22 protein-coding genes are annotated in these 21,867 nt (G+C 71.4%); 20 read left to right on the top strand and 2 right to left on the bottom strand.

Annotated features, from left to right (window positions below):
* Positions 1–74 precede the first annotated feature (74 nt).
* From lepB to ABC270_RS12200, 8 genes are all read left to right on the top strand, one after another.
* The gene (gene lepB / locus ABC270_RS12235) at positions 75–818 is read left to right on the top strand and encodes a signal peptidase I (RefSeq protein ID WP_412881044.1); all 744 of its coding nucleotides are present in this window, start codon (positions 75–77) and stop codon (positions 816–818) included.
* A complete protein-coding gene (locus ABC270_RS12230; RefSeq protein WP_412881043.1) occupies positions 815–1,519 on the top strand; it encodes a ribonuclease HII in 705 nt (234 codons plus the stop codon). The genes lepB and ABC270_RS12230 overlap by 4 nt, the downstream gene beginning before the upstream one ends.
* Positions 1,520–1,582: 63 nt before the next feature.
* Positions 1,583–1,906, top strand: coding sequence for a DUF2469 family protein (locus tag ABC270_RS12225; RefSeq protein WP_058726671.1), 324 nt, complete (start codon positions 1,583–1,585; stop codon positions 1,904–1,906).
* A gap of 78 nt (positions 1,907–1,984) precedes the next feature.
* A complete protein-coding gene (locus ABC270_RS12220) occupies positions 1,985–2,338 on the top strand; it encodes a histone-like nucleoid-structuring protein Lsr2 (protein WP_412881042.1) in 354 nt (117 codons plus the stop codon).
* Between the two features lie 149 nt (positions 2,339–2,487).
* Complete coding sequence (locus ABC270_RS12215) at positions 2,488–2,850, top strand: YraN family protein (protein WP_412881041.1); 363 nt, start codon at positions 2,488–2,490, stop codon at positions 2,848–2,850.
* Positions 2,847–4,376 carry a YifB family Mg chelatase-like AAA ATPase gene (locus ABC270_RS12210; RefSeq protein WP_412881040.1) on the top strand — a complete coding sequence of 510 codons (1,530 nt, stop codon included), beginning with the start codon at positions 2,847–2,849 and terminating at the stop codon, positions 4,374–4,376. Before ABC270_RS12215 ends, ABC270_RS12210 begins: the two co-directional genes overlap by 4 nt.
* The gene (gene dprA / locus ABC270_RS12205; RefSeq protein WP_412881039.1) at positions 4,373–5,680 is read left to right on the top strand and encodes a DNA-processing protein DprA; all 1,308 of its coding nucleotides are present in this window, start codon (positions 4,373–4,375) and stop codon (positions 5,678–5,680) included. The genes ABC270_RS12210 and dprA overlap by 4 nt, the downstream gene beginning before the upstream one ends.
* A 16-nt stretch (positions 5,681–5,696) precedes the next feature.
* A complete protein-coding gene (locus tag ABC270_RS12200; RefSeq protein ID WP_412881038.1) occupies positions 5,697–6,701 on the top strand; it encodes a tyrosine recombinase XerC in 1,005 nt (334 codons plus the stop codon).
* A 140-nt stretch (positions 6,702–6,841) separates the two neighbouring features.
* Here the strand turns inward: ABC270_RS12200 and ABC270_RS12195 are convergent, their stop codons facing one another.
* Entirely contained in the window at positions 6,842–7,573 is a 732-nt protein-coding gene (locus ABC270_RS12195; RefSeq protein ID WP_412881037.1) for a murein hydrolase activator EnvC family protein, read from the bottom strand.
* 430 nt (positions 7,574–8,003) lie between these two features.
* Between ABC270_RS12195 and ABC270_RS12190 the strand changes: the two genes are divergently transcribed.
* From ABC270_RS12190 to ABC270_RS12145, 10 genes are all read left to right on the top strand, one after another.
* Positions 8,004–9,443: a sugar porter family MFS transporter gene (locus ABC270_RS12190; protein WP_412881036.1), complete on the top strand. Its 1,440-nt coding sequence runs from the start codon at positions 8,004–8,006 to the stop codon at positions 9,441–9,443.
* 280 nt (positions 9,444–9,723) lie between these two features.
* Complete coding sequence (gene rpsB / locus ABC270_RS12185) at positions 9,724–10,626, top strand: 30S ribosomal protein S2 (RefSeq protein WP_412881035.1); 903 nt, start codon at positions 9,724–9,726, stop codon at positions 10,624–10,626.
* Positions 10,627–10,706: 80 nt separating this feature from the next.
* Positions 10,707–11,534 carry a translation elongation factor Ts gene (gene tsf, locus ABC270_RS12180; RefSeq protein WP_412881034.1) on the top strand — a complete coding sequence of 276 codons (828 nt, stop codon included), beginning with the start codon at positions 10,707–10,709 and terminating at the stop codon, positions 11,532–11,534.
* 111 nt (positions 11,535–11,645) lie between these two features.
* Positions 11,646–12,365: a UMP kinase gene (gene pyrH / locus ABC270_RS12175; protein ID WP_412881033.1), complete on the top strand. Its 720-nt coding sequence runs from the start codon at positions 11,646–11,648 to the stop codon at positions 12,363–12,365.
* A gap of 46 nt (positions 12,366–12,411) precedes the next feature.
* Positions 12,412–12,966: a ribosome recycling factor gene (frr, locus tag ABC270_RS12170; RefSeq protein ID WP_412881032.1), complete on the top strand. Its 555-nt coding sequence runs from the start codon at positions 12,412–12,414 to the stop codon at positions 12,964–12,966.
* Positions 12,966–13,958 carry a phosphatidate cytidylyltransferase gene (locus tag ABC270_RS12165; protein ID WP_412881031.1) on the top strand — a complete coding sequence of 331 codons (993 nt, stop codon included), beginning with the start codon at positions 12,966–12,968 and terminating at the stop codon, positions 13,956–13,958. Before frr ends, ABC270_RS12165 begins: the two co-directional genes overlap by 1 nt.
* A 79-nt stretch (positions 13,959–14,037) precedes the next feature.
* Positions 14,038–14,586, top strand: a complete 549-nt coding sequence (locus ABC270_RS12160) for a DivIVA domain-containing protein (RefSeq protein WP_412881030.1) — start codon at positions 14,038–14,040, stop codon at positions 14,584–14,586.
* 60 nt (positions 14,587–14,646) lie between these two features.
* The gene (locus tag ABC270_RS12155; protein ID WP_412881029.1) at positions 14,647–15,657 is read left to right on the top strand and encodes an aggregation-promoting factor C-terminal-like domain-containing protein; all 1,011 of its coding nucleotides are present in this window, start codon (positions 14,647–14,649) and stop codon (positions 15,655–15,657) included.
* Positions 15,658–15,669: 12 nt separating this feature from the next.
* Positions 15,670–15,972: a hypothetical protein gene (locus tag ABC270_RS12150; RefSeq protein WP_412881028.1), complete on the top strand. Its 303-nt coding sequence runs from the start codon at positions 15,670–15,672 to the stop codon at positions 15,970–15,972.
* A complete protein-coding gene (locus ABC270_RS12145; protein ID WP_412881027.1) occupies positions 15,969–16,742 on the top strand; it encodes an alpha/beta hydrolase in 774 nt (257 codons plus the stop codon). Before ABC270_RS12150 ends, ABC270_RS12145 begins: the two co-directional genes overlap by 4 nt.
* Before the next feature lie 106 nt (positions 16,743–16,848).
* Here ABC270_RS12145 and ABC270_RS12140 read toward each other — a convergent pair whose 3' ends face one another.
* A complete protein-coding gene (locus tag ABC270_RS12140; RefSeq protein ID WP_412881026.1) occupies positions 16,849–18,720 on the bottom strand; it encodes a coiled-coil domain-containing protein in 1,872 nt (623 codons plus the stop codon).
* A gap of 181 nt (positions 18,721–18,901) precedes the next feature.
* On the opposite strand from ABC270_RS12140, the gene ABC270_RS12135 reads away from it, so the two are divergent.
* Together ABC270_RS12135 and ABC270_RS12130 are read left to right on the top strand one after the other, a co-directional pair.
* Positions 18,902–20,638, top strand: a complete 1,737-nt coding sequence (locus tag ABC270_RS12135) for a DUF8094 domain-containing protein (RefSeq protein WP_412881025.1) — start codon at positions 18,902–18,904, stop codon at positions 20,636–20,638.
* Positions 20,635–21,648, top strand: coding sequence for a tetratricopeptide repeat protein (locus tag ABC270_RS12130; RefSeq protein ID WP_412881024.1), 1,014 nt, complete (start codon positions 20,635–20,637; stop codon positions 21,646–21,648). The genes ABC270_RS12135 and ABC270_RS12130 overlap by 4 nt, the downstream gene beginning before the upstream one ends.
* The last annotated feature ends 219 nt before the right edge of the window (positions 21,649–21,867 follow it).

Genomic DNA, 21,867 nt, shown 5'->3' with positions numbered 1-21,867 from the left:
CTTCCCGTTCCCGGACGCATTTCGTCGAACGGGGCCGCTGTCCGCGGGGGAGCCGTGCACGAACGAGAGTGGAAATGACCGACACGACGAAGGAACCGACGCTGCGGCCACGCTCGGGGAAGAAGCGGAACGGCGTCCTCACCTTCATCCGCGATCTCCTCATCATCTTCATCGCAGCGCTCCTCGTGTCGTTCCTCGTGAAGACGTTCCTGATCCGCTCCTTCTACATCCCGTCGGGGTCGATGGAGAACACGCTGCAGATCAACGACCGGGTCATCGTCAATGAACTCGTGCCGGACGTGGTCGCGCTCAAGCGCGGCGACGTGGTCGTGTTCAAGGACCCGGGCGGCTGGCTCACCGGCACGGACGTGCCGAACGTGACGCCGACGACACCCGTCGGCCGGGCAGCCGACTGGGTCCTCACCCAGATCGGCCTGGGTACCGGTGACAGCGACGACCACCTCATCAAGCGGGTCATCGGGCTCCCCGGTGACACGGTGTCGTGCTGCAACGATCTCGGGCAGATGTCCGTCAACGGCGTGCCGATCAAGGAGCCGTACCTCAAGCTGCCGGCTGGTGCGCCGGCGTCCGCGACGAACTTCTCCGTGACCGTGCCGAAGGGCACCATCTGGGTGATGGGCGACAACCGCAACGACTCGAAGGACTCGCGGTACAACCGGGACACCCCGTCGAAGGGCTTCGTCCCGCTGTCCGACGTCACCGGGCGAGCGTTCGTGATCTCCTGGCCCACCAGCCGCTGGACGTGGCTCGACGACTACCCCGACGTGTTCGCGGGCGTGCAGGAGCGGGACGAGTGACCGCTGTCAGACCCTCCCTGCGCGTCGAGAAGCGCCTGCTCGGTGACGGGCGGGTCACGGTGATCGGGATGGACGAGGTCGGTCGCGGTGCGATCGCGGGCCCGGTCGCCGTCGGTGTCGCGGCCGTGACGCTCGACATCGGCCGTGTGCCGAAGGGGCTCGCGGACTCGAAGCTCCTGAGCCCTGCCCGACGGGACGCGCTCGTGCCCGTCGTCGAGCGGTGGGCGCCGACGGCGGTGGGCATGGCGTCGGCCGAGGTCGTCGACCGGCAGGGCATCGTGCCCGCGCTCGGGCAGGCGGGTGCTGCGGCGCTCGGGCGGCTCGTCGACAGCGGGGTGTCCCTCGACGGCGCGGTGGTCGTGCTCGACGGGTCGTTCGACTGGCTGTCCCGTGCGGTGCCGGCGGCGTTGCTCGTCGGCTCCGACCCACTCGACGTCGTCGTCCGGGTCAAGGCGGACCGGGACTGCGCGTCCGTGGCAGCGGCGTCGGTCGTCGCCAAGGTCGCCCGAGACGCGCTGATGGTGGCCGCGCACGATGACGCACCGCACTACGGCTGGGCGTCGAACAAGGGGTACGGGTCGACCGCGCACTACGAGGGCATCCGGAGCGTCGGGGCGCACGCCCTGCACCGGAAGTCGTGGCTGCACCAGGCAACGACCGTCACGCTCGACGGGTTCGCGGAGCTCGACGCCGTCGGGTGACCGCCGCTCGTACCGTGCGGGTGTGGGACGCGCGTTCGGCATCGCCGTAGACTGTGGGGCGCGATGGATGACGACGAATTCGACGACTACGACCGCGAGGTCGAACTGGCTCTGTACCGCGAGTACCGCGACGTGGTGTCGCAGTTCCGGTACGTGGTCGAGACCGAACGACGTTTCTACCTGGCGAACGAGGTCGAACTCGTCCGCCGCGACACCGAACACGACTTCTACTTCGAATTGTCGATGAAGGACGTCTGGGTGTGGGATGTCTACCGTTCCGATCGATTCGTGAAATCTGTTCGAGTGCTCACTTTCAAGGACGTGAACGTCGAAGAACTGACGGCACGCGAACTGGAATTGCCGAAGGAACTCGCGCTCGACGAGTGAAACGCCGGGGCGCGGTGACCGAATGCATTTGTTTGCGATAATCTCCGGGAGAGGACTTTCCCCGATCAAGGAGTCGCAATGGCACAGAAGGTCACCGTCCAGCTCGTCGACGACCTCGACGATTCTCCGATCACCCCCGGCGAAGGCCGCACGGTCGAGTTCGCGTTCGATGGGTCGACGTACGAGATCGACCTCTCGAACGACAACGTCGACAAGTTCCGTGAGGCGATCTCGGACTACGTCGCTGCTGCGCGCAAGGTGAGCGGCCGGCGTTCCAGCGGCGGAGGGAGCGCGTCGAAGTCCGCGCCCAAGCGTGGCAACTCGGAAGAACTCGCGAAGATCCGCGAATGGGCGAAGGACAACGGGTACGAGGTCTCGTCCCGCGGACGCATCTCGACCCAGGTGCAAGAGGCCTACGCGGCCGCACACTAGCAAGACGACGAACGGGCTCGGGCGAGTGATCGCCCGGGCCCTTTCGTCATTCCTGCACAGCATTCTCCGTCTCGCTCACGGTCCACAATCCCCGTGCGGTCGGGCGCACCGGCCCCGACGATGTCGCAACCTGGCGTCGGAGGCGGAACATGGGAAACGGAACGACGACACCACTCGGCGCGCACGGCGAATCGATCGCGGCGGAATGGCTGAGCGAGCGCGGTTACGACGTGCTCGAACGCAACTGGCGCTGCGCCCGGGGCGAGATCGACCTGATCGCACGCGACGGCGACGCGCTCGTGTTCATCGAGGTGAAGACGCGGGCAGGGGGAACGACAGGCCACCCGTTCGAGGCGATCACGGCGGTGAAGGTCGCGCGCTTGCGTCGCCTCGTGCCCGCGTGGTTCGCCGAGCACCCCGACGTGTCCGCGCGCTCGATCCGGATCGACGCGGTCGCCGTGCACGTCGACGGCCCGCGGTACGCCGTCGAGCACGTGGCGGGCGTCGAGTGACGGGCATCGGACGGGCAGCGGCGGTCGCCCTGCTCGGGGTCACGGGGCGTCTGGTGGAGGTCGAAGCACACCTCACCAGCCAGCTGCCCGCGTTCCGGATCATCGGGCTGCCGGACACCTCCCTGGGCGAGGCCCGCGAGCGGGTGCGCTCGGCCGCGGCGAACGCGGGGTGCCCGCTGCCGGCGCGCCGCATCACCGTGAACCTCACGCCGGCCGCGGTGCCGAAGCGTGGGTCGGGGTTCGACCTCGCGATCGCCATGGCCGTGCTCGCCGGAGCGGGGAAGGCGCCCCGCGTGTCGCCGGAGACGGTCCACCTCGGCGAACTCGGCCTCGACGGACGGCTGCGACCGGTCGTGGGGATCATCCCGATGCTGCTCGCCGCGCGGAACGCGGGCATCCGCCGCGCGGTGGTCCCCACGGGCAACGTCGCCGAGGCCGAGATCGTCAGCGGCCTGACCGTCACGGGTGTGGACTCGCTCCGCGCAGCCGCGATCGACGCCGGTGCGGCGCTGCCCCCGGTCGAGGTCGATCCCGTGGGGGTGACCCTGCCCGAGCCGGATGCCGTGGACCGGCCGGTGTCGGAGCTCGGCGAGGTCGTCGGCAACGAGGTCGGTGTCCGTGCGGTCCTCGCCGCCGCCGCCGGGGGACACCACGTCCTCATGCTCGGGCCACCCGGTGCCGGCAAGACCATGCTCGCCGAGCGGCTCCCGGGGATCCTGCCGGACCTCGACGACACCGCGGCGCTCGAGGTCGCGGCCGTCCGGTCGGTCGCCGGTCACGGGGTGCGGTCCTGGACGCGCCGCCCACCGTGGGAGGCTCCGCACCACTCCGCCTCGGCCATCGCACTGATCGGCGGCGGGTCGGGTGTCATCCGGCCGGGCGCCGTGTCCCGAGCGACGCACGGTGTGTTGTTCCTCGACGAAGCGCCCGAGTTCCCGCGGGCCGTGCTCGACGCGCTGCGGCAACCGCTCGAGTCCGGGCGGATCAGCGTGCACCGCTCCGCGGGGACGGTCGAGTTCCCCGCGCGGTGCCAGGTCGTCCTCGCGGCGAACCCGTGCCCGTGCGGCAATGCGGGGGTCGCGCACGCCGCACCGTGCGAGTGCTCGCCGAACACCGTCCGGCGGTACCTCGCGCGGTTGTCCGGGCCGCTGCTCGACCGCATCGACATCCGCGTGCAGGTGCCGCGGGTCACGTCGGCAGCAGTCCGGAGCGCCGCATCCCGGGCGCCCACCACCGCGGAGGCCCGGGCGCTCGTCGAGGCGGCGCGCGCTCGGGCCGGGGTGCGCCTGGCCGGGACCGGGTGGAGTCGGAACGCCGAGGTCGCGGGCACGTGGCTCCGCCGCGAGGGGAGGGGCGATCCCGGTTCGACCGCCGTCATCGACCGGGCACTCGACCGCGGCACGATCACGATGCGCGGGTGGGACCGGGTCATGCGACTCGCATGGACGCTCGCCGACCTCGCGGAAGCGGACCGGCCGACCGCGGGCCACGTCGCGGGTGCGCTGGCGCTGCGGAGCGCGCTGTGACCCGGCACGGACGGCCTGAGCTCCTCGACGCGGTGGCGCGCGCGACGGGCCTCGGCCGCGCAGGCGGCGTCGGCGGTCCGGGCGGTCCCTGCGGTCCAGACGATGTCGACGCGGTCGAGGTCGTCACGCGGGTCGCGTGGTCGGTCGTCGCTGAACCCGGTGACGCGATCGCCGGCGGCCTCGTGGACACGCTCGGCGCGCCGCTGGCGTTCGAGTCGGTCCTCGCGGCCGTGGACGACGGGATCGACGGACTCCTCGGGATCTGTGTGGAGCGCGGGGTCGCCGGCACGGACGACCCCGGTGCATACGCCCGTGCGCTGACGAAGGCCGTCGAGCGGTGGCGTCCACGGTTGGACACCGCTGACGTCGGCGCGGTCCTCGCCGCCGCCGGGTCCGTGGGGGCCCGCCTGCTCGTCCCGGGGAGCCCTGGCTGGCCAGAGCGGGTCGACGACCTCGGGCACCATGCGCCCCTCGTGCTCTGGACCCGTTCGTCGCTCGGTCCGGCCCCGTCGGTCTTCGGCCCACCAGCGGTCGCGGTCGTCGGTTCCCGCGCGAACACGATCGCGGGCTCGGAGGCCGCGGCGGACGTCACCTCACGCGCCGTCGACTCCGGATGCGTCGTCGTCAGCGGCGGAGCGTACGGCATCGACGCCACGGCGCACCGGGTGGCGATCGCTGCCGGGGCGGTCACGGTCGCGGTGCTCGCCGGCGGGGTCGACCAGCTGTACCCGACCGGCAACGTCGAGCTGCTCCGCAACGTGGCGCAGCGCGGAGCCGTCATCGCGGAGTCACCACCGGGCACCCGTCCGTCGCGGTGGCGGTTCCTCGCCCGCAACCGCCTCATCGCCGCGTTGGCCGACGTGACCGTGGTGGTCGAGGCGGGAGCCCGATCGGGGGCGTTGAACACCGCGCACCACGCAGGGCAACTCGGTCGGACGGTGTTCGCGGTGCCTGGGGCGTTCTCGTCCGCCGCGTCCGTCGGGTGCCACCGGCTCGTGGCGCAGGGGCGGGCGCAGCTGATGGTGCACCCGGACGAGGCGGCTGCCGCGGCGATCGAGCAGCGCGGCGGCGTGGTCCCGCTGTCGTCGGGCACACCGTCGTCGGGCACGCCGTTGCTCGTGCACGACGACCCTGACGTGCTGCGGGCGCTGGACGCCCTCGGCCGTCGATCGCTCTCCATCGACGAGGTCGCGCGGCGGAGCGGGATGTCCGTCTCCGACGCGACCGATGCGCTGGCACTCGCGCAGGTGCAGGGGCTCGTCCAGCACGGGGTCGGCGGGTGGTCGAAGGTGGCGCAGCGGTGAGCCGTAGCCTGGGACCGTGGACGGTACGGGCGGCGAGCGGGATCTGGGCCGGGTGGTCGACGCCTTCCTCGGCCATGCCCGACACGCGCGCGGCCTCAGCGAGCAGACCGTCCGGGCGTACGCGAACGACCTCGGGCAGTTCGTGGACTTCGCAGCCGCCCGAGGCGCGGGGGAGATCGACGACGTCTCGCTGGAACTGCTCCGCGACTGGCTGTGGGAGGCCGACCAGCGTTCGGTCGCGCGGTCCACGATCGCCAGGAGGTCCTCGTCCGTCCGGGCCTTCACCCGGTGGGCGAGCGAGATCGGGGTGCTCGCATCCGACCCGGGCGTGCGGCTCCGAGCACCGAAGGGGGCGTCGCACCTGCCCCGCGTGGTCACGACCGACCAGGTGCGGACGGTGCTCGACGGGCTCGCGGCCAGAGCGGGGACGGACGACCCCGGCGCACTGCGCGACCTGGCCGTCGTCGAACTGCTGTACGCAGCGGCGATCCGGGTCAGCGAGCTCGTCGGCATCGACGTGGTCGACGTGGACCGGAGCCGCCTGACCGTCCGCGTGCTCGGGAAGGGCGGCAAGGAGCGGGTGGTGCCGTTCGGTGTGCCCGCGAGGGATGCGCTCGAGGCGTGGCTCGATCGGGGACGTCCGGTCCTCGCCGCCCGACGCACGACCGCTGGCGGACCAGGCGGTGCGGCTGGGTCGACGGCAACGGACGCAGCCGGGCACACCGTCGCGGCCGGACACGGCGAGCCTGCGCTCTTCCTCGGCGACCGCGGCGGCCGACTCGGGACGCGGAGCGCCTACCGGATCGTCGCCCGCCTGCTGCAGGACCTGCCGGGGGAGGGACCGAGCGGTCCGCACACCTTCCGGCACACCGCGGCGACGCACCTCCTGGACGGCGGAGCCGACCTGCGGGCGGTGCAGGAACTGCTCGGACACGCGAGCCTCGGGACGACGCAGATCTACACACACGTGTCCTCGGCTCGACTTCGCGAGGTGTACCGGACAGCGCATCCCCGCGCCTGACACCAGACCGCGCCTCCGCGCTTGACGCCGAACAGCGCGCCCCGCGCCTGACACGGGGCGCCCGCGCACCGAGTGGCGCGCGCGCCGGACAGCGAACCCCGGGCCTGACGCCCGGCATCCGCGGACCCGGCACGACAGCGTCAGCCTGGCCAAGCGGACTCCGGCAGCAGCACGGGCCACGCCGCCGCGGGCAGGTACCGCGTCGGGTCGACGTACCGGTCGTCGAGCCGCGCGCCCAGGTGCACGCAGGGATCGGTCGCAGGACAGTGCCCGACAGCGACCCGCCCGACCACGTCGCCCTGCGAGACGGTGTCGCCCCGCGAGACCTTCGGGCTGACCGAGTCCACCGTGCTGATGAGCCCGCCGCCGTGGTCGACGGACACGACGGACCTGCCGGCGACCGGGCCCGCGAACGAGACCGTGCCGTCCGCCACCGCGACCACCGGGGTACCGATCGACGCCGGGACGTCGATGCCCCGGTGCCCGGCCGAGTAGTCGTCGACTGGCGCCTCCCACGGGCGGACGACTACACGCGAATCCGTCGGCCACGCCCACGGTGCCTGACCGGCCGCGTCCGCCCCGTGGCCCGCCGCGAGGACGACGCCGACGTTGCCGACCGCGTGCCCGGCCACCGCATGCCCTGCCATCGCGTGCTCGGACGCCGCGTGCCCGGCCTCCGCGTGCCCGACCTCCGCGTGCCCGGGAATCGCGTGCCCGGCCACGGCGTGCCCGGCCCCGGCGCGCTGGAGCTCCGGCGCCGTCGCACGAACCGCCGCCCACTTGGACGCCGTGTCCGTCGGGTCGGCCATCGCAGCCACCACCATGGCCATGCACGCAGCGAGCCCGACCGTGATCCTCACCAGAACGTTCATGCGACCGATCGTCGCGTCCGCCAGCCGGCCACGGGCGCGACCGCAGCCCACCTGTGGGCGGTGAGCCGCGCCTCCTGGCCGGTGCAGGAGTCGTGGGAGACCCCGAAGCGCGCACGTTCCGACTTCGCACCGGTCGTTCGACGCATGCCGCGTCGAAACGCGCGCGTTTCATGGAACCGACCATGGAACCGACCACGGAACCGACCACCCGAGCCGACCAGACCACCGACTCGAGCGGAACCGATCACGCGACCTGACGCCCGCAGGCCGACCGCCCGACGACACCCGGACGAACCGGTTATGACCACACGGCGCGCGAGGAGTACAGTCGGGGCCGCTCCGGAACACGCAACGCCGCTCGGACGGCGAACCAGCCGACCGCCGGGGCACCGTGCGCCCACCCAGCACGGCGGCAAGAACCTGGAGCACCGTGTCGAACACGTCCACCCAGCACGGTGAGGACCGTGCGTTCAAGGGGAAGGTCACCGCGTTCGCGATCGCAGCAGCGGTCGGCGGCTTCCTCTTCGGATTCGACTCCTCCGTCATCAACGGAGCCGTCGACGCGATCAAGGGCGAGTTCGGCCTGTCCGAAGCCGCCAGCGGCTTCGCGGTCGCCTCCGCACTGATCGGCTGCGCCTTCGGTGCCTACTTCGCCGGTCGGCTCGCCGACCGCTGGGGCCGCACCCGGGTGATGTTCTGGGCCGCCGTCCTGTTCTTCGTGAGCTCGATCGGCAGTGCCTTCGCGTTCGCGACCTGGGACCTGGTGATCTGGCGGCTCATCGGCGGCCTCGGCATCGGGACCGCCTCGGTGATCGCTCCGGCGTACATCTCGGAGGTCGCGCCGAAGCAGATCCGCGGCACCCTGGCCTCGTTCCAGCAGCTCGCCATCACCATCGGTATCTTCGCCGCCCTGCTCTCCGACCAGCTCTTCGCCGTCACCGCCGGCGGCGCGTCCGAGGTCGTCCTCGGGCTCCCGGCGTGGCGCTGGATGTTCCTCGTCGGCGTCGTGCCGTCGGTGGTCTACGGCATCCTCGCGATCACGCTGCCGGAGTCGCCGCGCTTCCTCCTCGCGAAGGGGCGCAAGGAGGACGCCCGCGGAGTCATGGAGAAGATCGTCCCCCGCGACACGGTGAACACCAGCCTCGAGGAGATCCAGGACGGCATCGACAAGGAGGCCAACGAGAAGAAGGGCTCCATCCGGGGCAACCGCCTCGGCCTGCAGCCCATCGTCTGGGTCGGCATCATCCTCGCCGTGCTGCAGCAGTTCGTCGGCATCAACGTGATCTTCTACTACTCGACGACGCTGTGGCAGGCCGTCGGGTTCAAGGAGGACCAGTCCTTCCTCATCTCGACCATCACCTCGGTGGTGAACGTCGCGGTCACCTTCATTGCGATCTTCACGGCCGACAAGCTCGGCCGGAAGCCGCTGCTGGTCGCGGGCTCCGCGGGCATGTTCGTGTCGCTGGCGATGGTCGCGATCGCGTTCTCGCAGGCCACGATCGTGAACGGCGAGCCGCAGCTGCCGGGTGCGTGGGGCATCATCGCGCTGATCTTCGCGAACCTCTTCGTCGTGTCGTTCGGCGCCACGTGGGGTCCGCTCATGTGGGTCCTGCTCGGCGAGATGTTCCCCAACCGCATCCGTGCGACGGCGCTCGGCGTCGGATCGGCGGCGAACTGGATCGCGAACTTCGTCGTCACGATCTCGTTCCCGGTCCTCTCCGGCTTCAACCTCACCGTGACGTACGGCATCTACGCCCTGTTCGCACTCCTGTCCCTCTTCTTCGTCATCAAGAAGATCCCGGAGACCAAGGGTCGTTCGCTCGAGGAGATGGGCATCACCGCCGAGGGCGAGACGGTGGACGCCCGGTAACGACGTCGGGGAGCGACGCACCAGCTTCACCACCGGCCGGGAGGCGCGGTGCGGGTCCGTCCCGCACCGCGCCTCCCGTCTGTTAGCATTTGTCCAGCAGCGCGCTGAGCGCGCTGACTTCGCGTGTCCACACGCACCCCACGGCCACCGGTCCCGCTCTCGCGAGCGGGCGGCCGTCCGGGGTGGGGCACCAGGGGCCACGACCACCGGTCGTGACCGACACAACCGCAACCGTGCACGCGGCTCGAACAGCCGCGCGCCGAGAACAAGGAGGGACGGCATGGCCGTCGTCACCATCCGCCAGCTGCTCGACAGCGGCGTCCACTTCGGACACCAGACCCGTCGGTGGAACCCGAAGGTGAAGCGATTCATCCTCGCCGAGCGCTCGGGCATCCACATCATCGACCTGCAGCAGTCGCTGGCCTTCATCGACCGTGCGTACGACTTCGTGAAGGAGACGGTCGCGCACGGCGGCACGATCCTCTTCGTGGGCACGAAGAAGCAGGCGCAGGGCTCCATCGCCGAGCAGGCGACCCGCGTCGGCCAGCCGTACGTCAACCAGCGTTGGCTCGGCGGTCTGCTCACGAACTTCCAGACGGTCTCCAAGCGCCTAGCGCGCATGAAGGAGCTCGAGGAGATCGACTTCGACGACACGACGAAGGGCTTCACCAAGAAGGAGCTCCTCATCAAGAAGCGCGAGCTGGACAAGCTCCACAAGACCCTCGGCGGCATCCGCAACCTCACGCGGACCCCGAGCGCGCTCTGGATCGTCGACACCAAGAAGGAGCACCTCGCGGTCGACGAGGCGCAGAAGCTCGGTATCCCGATCATCGGCATCCTCGACACCAACTGCGACCCGGACGAGATCACCTACCCGATCCCGGGCAACGACGACGCGATCCGCTCCGTCGGTCTCCTGACCCGCATCGTCGCCGACGCCGCGGCCGAGGGCCTCAAGACCCGCCACAACGGCGGCGACGAGGAAGAGGCCGAGCCGCTGGCCGAGTGGGAGCAGGAGCTCCTCGGTGGCGAGCAGGCCGCTCCGGCCGCTGCTGAGGCCCCCGCCGCCGTCGCCGAGACGCCGGTCGAGGAGAACGACGCCGACGCGCAGGTCGCGGAGAAGGAGATCGGCGAGCCCGTCGCCGAGGCCTCCAAGAACGCGGACGCCACCCCCGCCGAGTGACCTCTCGGGGCGTCGGACCTCCACGGTCCGGCGCCCCGCTCCACGTCCCACACACGCAAGTCCAGAAAGGACTCCAGTCAATGGCAAACTTCACCGCTGCTGACGTGAAGAAGCTCCGTGACGACCTCGGCGCCGGCATGATGGACGCCAAGAACGCGCTCGTCGAGGCCGACGGCGACTACGACAAGGCCGTCGAGCTCCTCCGCATCAAGGGTGCCAAGGCCGTCGCCAAGCGCGACGACCGCGCCACCTCCGAGGGCATCGTCGTGGCCTCGGCCGAGAACGGTGCCGCGACCGTCGTCGAGCTCGCCAGCGAGACCGACTTCGTCGCGAAGAACGAGCGCTTCGTGGCACTCGGCGACAAGGTCCTCGCAGCCGTGGCGGCCGCCGGTGCGACCGACGTCGCGTCCGCGAACGCCGCCGAGGCCGACGGCAAGACCGTCCTCGACGTCGTGAACGAGGCCGCCGCGCAGCTCGGCGAGAAGATCGAGATCCGCACGGTCCGCCGTGTCGAGGGCTCGGCCTTCGAGATCTACCTGCACAAGACCTCGCAGGACCTCCCGCCGCAGATCGCCGTCGTCGTCGCCTACGAGGGTGACAACGCCGCCGAGGCACGCTCGATCGCGCAGCACATCGCCTTCGCGAACCCGACGTACCTCACCCGCGACGAGATCCCGGCCGAGGACATCGAGAAGGAGCGCGCGACCGTCGAGGCGATCACGCGCGAGGAGGGCAAGCCGGAGGCCGCCCTCCCGAAGATCGTCGAGGGTCGCCTGAACGCGTACCGCAAGCAGGTCGCGCTCCTCGAGCAGGACTACGCGAAGGACAACAAGATCTCCGTCGCGAAGGCCGCCGAGAACGCCGGCATCACGATCCAGGGCTTCGCCCGCGTCAAGGTCGGCGCGTAACGAACCCGTGACGGGGCTCGGAACCAGCATCTGGTTCCGAGCCCCGTTTTTCGCGCGCCGTCGTGTGCGCGAGTAGATTCCCACGAGACATCCGACGAAGGGTCCCACCACATGACGAACGAGAAGACCGGGCGACGCCGCGTCCTGCTGAAGCTGTCGGGGGAGGCGTTCGGTGCCGGGTCCCTCGGGGTGAACCCCGACGTCATCAGCACCATCGCCAAGGAGATCGCCTCGGTGGCACAGGAGGTCGAGGTCGCGATCGTCGTCGGCGGCGGGAACTTCTTCCGTGGAGCAGAGCTCTCGCAGCGTGGCATGGACCGTGGCCGCGCGGACTACATGGGCATGCTCGGGACGGTGATGAACGCCCTGGCGCTGCAGGACTTCCTCGAGCAGGCCGGCGCGGCGACGCGTGTGCAGTCCGCGATCAGCATGACCCAGGTCGCCGAGCCGTACATCCCGCGGCGCGCCGAGCGGCACCTCGAGAAGGGCCGGATCGTCATCTTCGGTGCCGGCGCGGGGCTCCCGTACTTCTCCACCGACACCGTCGCGGCACAACGTGCCCTCGAGATCGACGCGCACGAGGTGCTCGTCGCCAAGAACGGCGTCGACGGCGTGTACACGGCGGACCCGAAGAAGGACGCGTCTGCCGAGAAGCTGCACCACGTGACGTACCAGGACGCGCTCCTCAAGGGACTCAAGGTCGTCGACGCCACGGCGTTCTCGCTCTGCATGGACAACGGCATGCCCATGCACGTGTTCGGCATGGAGGGTGCGGGCAACGTCGCGGCGGCCATCCGTGGTGAGCGGATCGGCACGGTCGTCAGCAACTGACCGCGACCGCTGACTAGACTCGACGCAGTACCGAAGGAGAACCACCGTGATCAGTGATGTCCTGACCGAAGCCACCGAGAAGATGGCGAAGGCCGTCGACGTCGCCAAGGACGACTTCGCCACCGTCCGTACCGGACGCATCAACCCCGCGCTCTTCCAGAAGATCCCGGTCGACTACTACGGCACGCCGACGCCGCTCGCACAGCTCGCCGGCCTGCAGACCCCGGAGGCGCGCACGCTCGTCGTGACGCCCTACGACAAGTCCGCGCTCAAGGAGATCGAGCGAGCCATCGCGACGTTCCCGAACCTCGGGGCCAGCCCGTCGAACGACGGCGAGGTCGTCCGTGTGACGATCCCGGAGCTCACGCAGGACCGCCGCAAGGAGTTCGTGAAGCTCGTCCGTGGCAAGGGCGAGGACCACAAGGTCGTCGTCCGCAACATCCGCCGCAAGGCGAAGGACGACCTCGACGCGCTCAAGGGCGAGATCTCGGACGACGAGATCGCGCGCGGCGACAAGGAGCTCGACGTCATCACGAAGAAGCACGTCGACCAGATCGACGACGCGCTGAAGAAGAAGGAAGCCGAACTCCTCGAGGTCTGATGCGTCGTCACGACCAGGGCGGTGACCGCCCCACGACCCAGGAACCCGCCAAACGGGGACTCCGACAGGACTTCGACGCCCGAGCCAGGGCGGCGCGGGCCGACTTCGAAGCCTCGATCCAGCGGCGCCGGGCGGACTTCGACGCGCGCAACGAAGCACTGACGGCCCGGACCGGGCGCAACCTGCCGGCAGCGATCGGCATCGCGCTCGCGTTCGCGGTCGTCATGCTCGCGGCACTCCTCATCTGGAAGCCCGCCTTCATGGTGGTCGCGGCGTTCCTGCTCGGCGTCGGGGTCTACGAACTGACGAGTGCGATGCGGTTCGCGGGGCGCGACGTCCCGCGGATCCCGAGCGTGGGCGTCGCGATCGCGATCGTCCCGGCAGCCTTCGTCGGCGGCCAGGTCCCCGCGCTGTTCACGCTGATCGGCGGCATCGTGCTCATCAGCGTGTGGCGGCTGGGGGAGGTGGCGTTCCAGCGGACGAAGCCCCCGGCGGGCAACGTCGCGCGCGACCTCACGAACGGGTTGTTCGTGCAGGCGTACATCTCCCTGCTCGGAGCGTGCGTCGTCCTGCTCTCCCGTGAGGACCGCGGCCAGTTGTGGGTGATCGCGTTCATCCTCGTCGTCGTCGCGGTCGACACCGGCGCCTACGCCACGGGCCTCAACCTCGGCAAGCACCCGATGGCCCCGCGGATCAGTCCGAAGAAGACGTGGGAGGGGTTCGCGGGCTCGGTGGCGGCGAGCATCATCGTCGGCATCGTCGTGAGCACGCTGCTGCTCGGGCTGCCCTGGTGGACGGGTGTGGTCCTCGGGGTGCTCATCTCCGGGTCGGCGACCCTCGGCGACCTCACCGAGTCGATGATCAAGCGTGACCTCGGGATCAAGGACATCTCGTCGTTCCTGCCGGGGCACGGTGGACTCCTGGACCGGATCGACAGCATCCTGCCCTCGGCAGCGGTGGCCTACGTCCTGTTCCTCGTCGTCAACCACTGAGCCGAGCGACCGCGACTCCCTGAGGGGGCGGCCCGCGCGTCCAGGTCGCACCCGGGAACGGTGCTGGCAGAATGTCGCCGTGGCCACCACCTTCCCGAACGCAGCACGCAAGACCCTCGGGTACGACGTCGACGAGGTCGAGCGCTTCCTCGAGGACGCGCGTCGCGCCTACACGGCGAACGACACCGAGCCCGGGCTCGAGGCGGCGAAGATCCGCGCGACGGCCTTCTCGATGCGGAAGGGCGGGTACTCGACCGCACACGTCGACGCCGCGCTGGAACGACTCGAGGACGCGTTCGCCGCACGGGAGCGGGAGCGCGAGATCGCCGAGGGCGGCAAGAAGGCATGGTACGCCGAGGCGCGCGCGAAGGCCTCCGACGTCGTGGCCCGACTCGAACGACCGGACGGGCAGCGGTTCTCGCGCGTCAGCTTCCTCGGCACCGGGTACCACCCGAAGGACGTCGACGCCTTCGCCGCGCGGCTCGGCGGGTACTTCCGCGACGGCAAGCCCCTCAGCCTCACCGAGGTCCGGTCGGTCGTGTTCCGTCCGAAGCACGGCGGCTACCGCGAAGCCCAGGTCGACGCGGTCCTCGACGCCGTCGTCGAGGTCATGCTCGCCGTCCGCTGACGACGCGCGGGCGGGGAGTGCTTCGCTTTCCGTGATGCTTCCGTTATCCTGGTCGGACTCATGGGCAGGCACACGGCAGACTCCAGCTCCGACCGCGATCCTCGCGAGCACCTCGACCGCACGGTCTCGGGTGAGCGCCGCGCGGCACTGAACCGAACCCGCACCGGGGGCACCGCGGTCCTCACGGGTGACCCGTCCACCCGGGCGACCGCGCCCCAGACGGTGCCCGAGGTGACCGGGCCGGTGCTCGTCGCACCGAAGTCGGTCGCGGCCAACCGGGTCTCCGACGCGACGGTCGCGCACGCGGTGCCCAGCACCCCGGCCGACCCGCGCATCGTCAAGCAGCGTCGCGCGCGTGTGACGTCCGCGTCGCTCCGGTCGAAGCCGGCACACGAGCAGCCCATCCGTGGTGTCAACTCGTTCATGCGCAAGCGTGCGACCATCCCCGCGCTCTCCTTCTTCGCCGTCTTCGGGTTCGTGGGCGGGTCGCTCTTCAACCCGATGCAGCCCGACGTCGCACAGGCAGCGGTGCAGACCGCGGTCCTCGCGAAGGCCCCCGCCGCGGCTCCGCAGCAGTACTCGCCGCACGGCACGTACGCTGCGTTCGACGCCGGCCGCGACGGCTACGACGTCAGCGTGCCGAAGCCCAAGGTCACCAAGGCGCCCACGGACGACGCCACCGCCGACGCGGACAGCACGGACGACAGCTCGACGACGCAGGTCTCCGCCACGAACACGCTCGCTCCAGCTGCTGTCGCTCCGGACCCAGGCAGCGCCCAGGCTGAAGCACTTCGCCAGGTCACCGCTCGTGGTTGGGGCACGGATCAGTACAACTGCCTTGTCCAGCTCTGGAACGGCGAGTCTGGTTGGCGAGTCGACGCGGCCAACCCGAGTGGGGCATACGGCATTCCGCAGGCGCTCCCCGGCAGCAAGATGTCCAGTGCGGGTGCTGACTGGCAGACCAACCCGGCGACCCAGATCACGTGGGGCCTGAACTACATCGCCGGCATCTACGGGACCCCCTGCGGCGCTTGGGGAACGTGGAACGCGCGCTACCCGCACTGGTACTGATCGGCAGCCGGGGTGCCGCGGAGCAACCGGCCGCGGCGACCCCGGGGTCGCGGGCCCGAATCCGAGGACGAGGTCGGCCTCGACCGCCTCATGAGCGGCTGGAAGCGGACCGAGGTCCGTCGAGGCCGTGAGTACACGGTCCAGCCCGTGTCGGCAGCATCGGCGCAGAAGGAGTACGTCTGCCCCGGCTGTGGCGGAACGGTCCTGCCCGGCACGGCACACGTCGTCGTCTGGCGCGCTGACGGCGTCCTCGGGGACGAGGCCGACCTGGCGTCCCGCCGACACTGGCACAACCACTGCTGGAGCATCGCATGACCGAACAGACCCAGCCCGAGCAGACCCAGCCCGAGCAGACCCAGCCCGTCGAGATCCGTTCGGGCACCGAGCTCCCCGCCCGTCGGACCGACATCGAGCTCGTGACGGACGACCACCTGACCCTCGTCGGTGAACTCGCCGAACCCCTGGAACGGCCCGCCGGTGGCACGATCGTGACGCTGCACCCGCTGCCGACGGCGCAGGGGTTCATGGACTCGCACGTCCTGAAGAAGGCCGCCGCCCGGTTGCCCGCCCTCGCCGACATCGCGGTGCAGCGCTTCAACTTCCGCTCGGTCACCTCACCGCGCGGCACCTCCGAGGGCGTCTTCGGCGACGGTGTCTCCGAGGGCTTCGACCTCCGTGCCGCAGTCACCGACGTCGTGGAGCGCGGTCTGCCGACACCCTGGCTCGTCGGGTGGTCGTTCGGCACCGAGGTGATCCTCAAGCACGCCCTCGAGCACGTGCGCGCGGGCCGGGTCGCGGGCGTGGTGCTCCTGTCTCCGCCGCTGCACCGCACCACCGACGAGGAACTCGCCGCCTGGGCCGACGTCGACGTCCCGGTCGTCGCCCTCGTCCCCGAGCACGACGACTTCCTCCGCCCCGACGCCGCCCGCGCACGGTTCGCCATCGCGCCGGGCATCCGGGTCGAGCCCGTCGAGGGCGCGAAGCACCTCTGGGTCGGGGAGCGGTACGTGCGGATCGTCCTCGACCGGATCGCCGACCTCGTCGTGCCGGGGAGTGCACCGCTGCCGACGCACTGGCCCGCCTGACCGGAACCGTCCGCACGTCGCGCCGCGCGCATGCGCGGGCCGGAACGGACGGGAGGCCCGTGGCGACGCAGCCACGGGCCTCCCGTCCGTCGTCGGGTGACGACCGTCAGCGCGCGGTCGCGTCCTCGGGAGCGTCAGCGTCCGCGACGGCGTCGTCGTCGGGCCCGAGGTCCGACGCGGCGCGGCTCACGCCGTCCTCGCCGAGGAGGCCCGTCGCGTGCGTCAACACACCCCGCAGGTTCTCCAGGTAGCCAGCGACGGCGTCCCGCTCGGTGCGGATCGCGGCGAGCCGGTCCTCCGCGTCCGCCACGATGGCGGCGGAGCGGCTCTCGGCGTCCTCGACCATGCGGTGGACCCGCTCCTGCGCGTCCGCGATGATGGTGCGTGCGTGCTCCTGCGCCTCGGCAGTGCTCGTCCGCTCGAGCTCGTCGGCCTCCTGCTGGAGTCGCTCGGCACGCTCCCGGGCCTCGCTCGCACGGCGCGTCGCCTCGGCGAGCTGCAGGTTCGCCTCGTCGAGGTACTTCTGCGTCTCGGTGACGGTCTCGTGGTGCTTCTGCAGGTACTCCTGCTCGGCGTCATCCCGGCGAGCCGCGAGCTCGGACTCGAGCGCGGTCCGGGCGTCGTCACGCATCCGGGCGATCTCCGCCGCGGCCTCGTCCCGCTCACGCGCCAGCGCGGCGCGAGCGGTGTCGATCTCCTGGCGGAGCGCGGTGCGCTCGGCCTCCAGGGCCCCGATGTCGGCGGCGCGGCGGTCGGCGATCTCGGTGTCGAGTTCGCCGTGCTCGCGGTCGCGACGGGCGGCGAGCTCGGCCTCGTGGTCCCGGACCGCCCGCTCGTGGGCGGCGTCCGCCTCGGTGCGTTCGCGGTCGATGCGGGCCCGGTGCTCCTCGAGTTCTCGGGCGATGCGGTCCGCGGTCTCCTGCGCGATGCGGTCGTTCTCGGCGCGCGTCTGCTCCTCGTCCACCCGGAGCTGCGCGCGGGCCGCTTCGACCTCCTGGGCGAGGGCGGTGCGTGCGGAGGCCAGTTCGCGGTCCCACTCGGCGCGGGCGGCGGCGAGTTCCTCGGCGGTCTCGCGACGGCGGTCGGCGAGCTCGGTGTCCAGTTCGGCGCGGCGGCGGTCGACCTCGGCGGCGAGGTCGGCGCGGCCGGTCTCGAGTTCGAGCGCGTGCGCCCGCTGCTGCTCGTCCCGCTCGTGGTGCCAGGCGACCCGGCCCTCGGTGACCTCGCGTTCGAGTGCGGCACGTCGCTCGGTCTCGGTCCGGTCGAGGTCCTCCGTGCGGCGGGCGTGGTCCGCCTCGAACTCGGCACGGCGGTGCGCCGTCTCGCGCTCGAGGTCGGCGGCCGCGGCGCGGGCGTCGGCGGACTCGCGGTGCGCGGTCTCGCGGAGCTCGGCGACCTCGTGTTCGACCCGGGCCCGCAGGGCGTTCGTCTCGCGGATGGCGACGGAGCGGACCTCGGCGGCTTCGGTGACCGCGGCCCCACGGACCGCGGCGCCCTCGTTCCTCGCGTCCTGCAGGAGCAGACCGGCCTCGGCACGGGCGCGCTCGACGGTGTCGGCGGCCTCGGCCCGGGCGCGGGCGAGCTCGTCGGTGGCGCGCGTGCGGGCGTCCTCGAGGGTCTCGCGGGCTTCTTCCCGGGCTTCCCGCAGCAGCCGGTCGGCCTCGGCACGGCTCGATGCGCGCAGTCGCTGGGCGTCGATGTCGGCCTGGCTGATGAGGCGCGTCGACTGCTCCTCGGCGACGCGGAGGGTCGACTCGAGCCGCGTACCGAGCCCGCTGTACGTGGGCGTGCCCGCCTCGTCGAGTTCGCCCTGGAGCTCCGAGACGCGGGACTGCAGGAGGCGGATCTCCTTGGCGGCGTCCGCGCGGTCCTTGTTCGACTTGATGAGCTCGCGCCGGAGGTCGCCGAGCGCACGGTCCACCTCGTCGCGGCGGTACCCCCGCAGTTCCGAACCGAACTCTGCCTCGTCGTTCGCCACGTGTCGCTCCTGGTGCTCGCCGGCGGACCCGTGCGGCCCGCGCGTCGATCGTAGCGTGGCCGTGACCTGGGAGTCTGAGGCGGGGAGGAGCCTGCGGGATGCACTCCACAGGGATGCTCGGTATCGTGGACCGCTGATCCGGCGCCGATTCCCCACCCCGGCGCGGTAGGGAGAGAGTTCCGTGCGGTTCGTCCTGGCGATCGTCAGTTTCGTGGTCGGCCTGCTGCTGGTCGGCCTCGCGGTCGGTCAGCGCACCGTCTTCGCGCCCCCGTCCTCGCTCGTCGCGGAATCCACGGCGAAGTCGTCCGCGCCGGTGACCGTCATCCCGGGGACGACGCTCAACGCGAACCCCGGCTACCAGGAGGTCAACGTCAAGGGCTCCGGTGACGTGTTCGCCGCCTACGGCAAGACGTCCGACGTGCTCGCCTGGGTCGGAGACGCCGCGCACACGACGCTGCGCTTCGACGCCGAGAACGGCACCCTGACGGGCCGGACGACCGGTTCCGGGACGAGCGTGCCCGACCCGGCAGGCAGCGACCTCTGGTACCAGGAGTACGACGGCGCGGGCCAGTTCACGGTCCGGCTGCCGGAGGACGTCTCCGTCGTCATCGTCGGGAACGGGAAGGACGCCGCTCCGAGCGACGTCTCCGTCACCTGGCCGCGGGACACCGCGACACCGTCGGTCGGGCCGCTGCTCGTGGCCGGCGGCGTCTTCCTGCTCGGCGGGATCGCGCTCCTGGTCTGGGCGATCGTGCACCAGCGTCGCGGCCGTGGGCCACGTCGGCGCAGCGGCGGGACGCGTCCGCCGCGCGTGCGTGCCTCCCGCCGTGCCGCCGCAGCGGGGGCGCAGGTGCCGAGCCGTGGTCGTCGCGGTCGGCGTGCGTTCGTCGCGGTACCGGTAGTGCTCGTCGGCGCCCTGACCCTCGCCGGGTGCTCCGCCGAGTACTGGCCCCAGGGCGGCGGCGCGACCCCCACCCCGACGCCCACCGCCAGCGGGACGGCCGACCAAAGCGAGCCGGTCGCCGCGACGAAGCAGCAGATCAAGCGCATCGTCGAGCGTGTGGCGACGACCGCGCGGAAGGCCGACACCGCCCGCGACGCGACGCTCGCGGCCGAACGGTTCACCGGCGCCGCACTGGAACTCCGCAAGGCCAACTACACGATCCGCGCGAAGGACTCCGACGTCGACGCTCCGCCGAAGATCTCCGCCGACGAGGTCTGCGTCGCCCTCCCGCAGCAGACCGACACCTGGCCCCGGACGGTCTTCGTGATCACAGCGGCCGACTGCTCGGCCAAGACCGCTGCGCCCCAGGCGCTCACGCTGACCCAGGAGACCGCCCGAGACCCCTACAAGGTCGCGTACGACGTCTCGCTCGAGGCCGACGCGCAGATCCCCACGCTCGCGCCGACCTCGGTGGGAGCCGCGCTGCTCGCACCGAACACGAAGCTCCTGACGATCGAGCCCGACCAGGTCGCGTCCGCGTACGCCGACATCCTCGCGAAGGACACGAAGAGCGAGTACGCCGACCTGTTCCAGGTCGACGGCGACGCCCTCCGGTCCACGATCGGCAAGGCGTACAAGGACAAGAAGGCCAAGGCGCTGCCGGACACCGCGAAGATCGAGTACTCGTCGGAGATCCCCGACGACAGCGCGGTCGCGTTCGCCACCGACAAGGCCGGCGCGTTGGTCTCCGCCGACCTCGACGAGGTCGAGAAGGTCACGCCGACGGCGTCCGGCGCCGAGGTGAACACCGAGGGAGCCGTGAAGGCGCTCTCGGGTGTCGACTCCAGCAAGAAGGGCATCAGCGCCACCTACGGCGTCCAGGTCCTGTTCTACGTGCCGCCCGTCGGCTCCGATGAGAAGGCGGTCCTGCTCGGCTTCACGCAGGGTCTGACCGCCGCGAGTGAGGTGCAATGAGCAACGTCCCCCCGACCCCGTCCGGACTCCGCGGCGCGGTCGACCTGTCGTCCCTCGTCGACCGGGCGCAGCGCCCGGCGCCGGGTTCCGGTACGCCGACGGCCCCGGGTGGGCCCGCCGCGACCGGCTCCGGTCCCGCCGCAGGCGGTGCGACCGGCGGTGCGGACCTGACCGTCCCGTCCCTCGTCCTCGACGTCACCGACCAGACCTTCCAGGACGTCCTGCAGCTCTCGACGATCGTTCCGGTGATCGTGGACATCTGGGCCGAGTGGTGCGGGCCGTGCAAGCAGCTCTCGCCGATCCTCGAGCAGCTCACCACCGAGTACGACGGCCGGGTGCTGCTCGCAAAGGTGGACGCGGACACGAACCCGCAGTTGGTGCAGGCGTTCCAGGCGCAGTCGATCCCGACCGTCGCGGCGCTCATCGGCGGTCGCCCGCTCGGGCTCTTCGTCGGCGCGCTCCCGGAGGCCCAGGTGCGCGACGTCTACGAGCAGGTCCTGGCCGCCGCCGAGCAGAACGGCGTCTCCGGTCGCGTCACCGTCGACGGCAGCGTGCCGGCCGACGTCGCCGAGCAGGGTCAACCCGAGCCGGAGCCGCTGCCGCCGCACCACCAGGCCGCGTACGACGCGATCGAGCAGGGCGACTACGCCACGGCGATCCAGGAGTACAAGACGGCGATCGCACAGGACCCGCACGACCAGATGGCCGTCGCCGGCCTCGCGCAGGTGTCGCTCCTCGACCGGTTGAGCGGCCGCACCGCCGACGAGATCCGGAGTGCCGCCGCCGCTGCCCCGACGGACCCCGAGGCGCAGCTCGCCGTCGCGGACCTCGACATCAGCGGCGGACACGTCGACGACGCGTTCGGGCGGCTGCTCGACCTCGTGCCGACCGTGTTCGGTGCCGACCGCGAGGCTGTGCGCGTCCGGCTCGTGGAGTACTTCGAGCTCATCGGGACCGACGACCCGCGGGTCGTCGCCGCCCGGCGTCGGCTCGCCAACGCGCTCTACTGACGCGCGCGGCCGCGGGCGCCGTCCGGCCGTGCGCGGTCGCGGGCGGCGTTCGGCCGTGCGCGGTCACGGGCGGCGTCCGGCCGTACGCGGCCGCGGGGGGCGTTCCATCGTGCGCGGTGGCGCCTGGGCGGTTCGTCACACCACGAGGGCGACGTCGAACCAGGCGCAGACGCCGGTTCGACGTCGTCCTCGTGGTTCGAGGCCGACGGCCGACGCGGC

The organism is Curtobacterium phoenicis (assembly GCF_047238015.1).
In the GTDB taxonomy this organism is placed as follows: Bacteria; Actinomycetota; Actinomycetes; order Actinomycetales; family Microbacteriaceae; genus Curtobacterium.
This window is presented reverse-complemented; position numbering and strand designations above follow the sequence as displayed.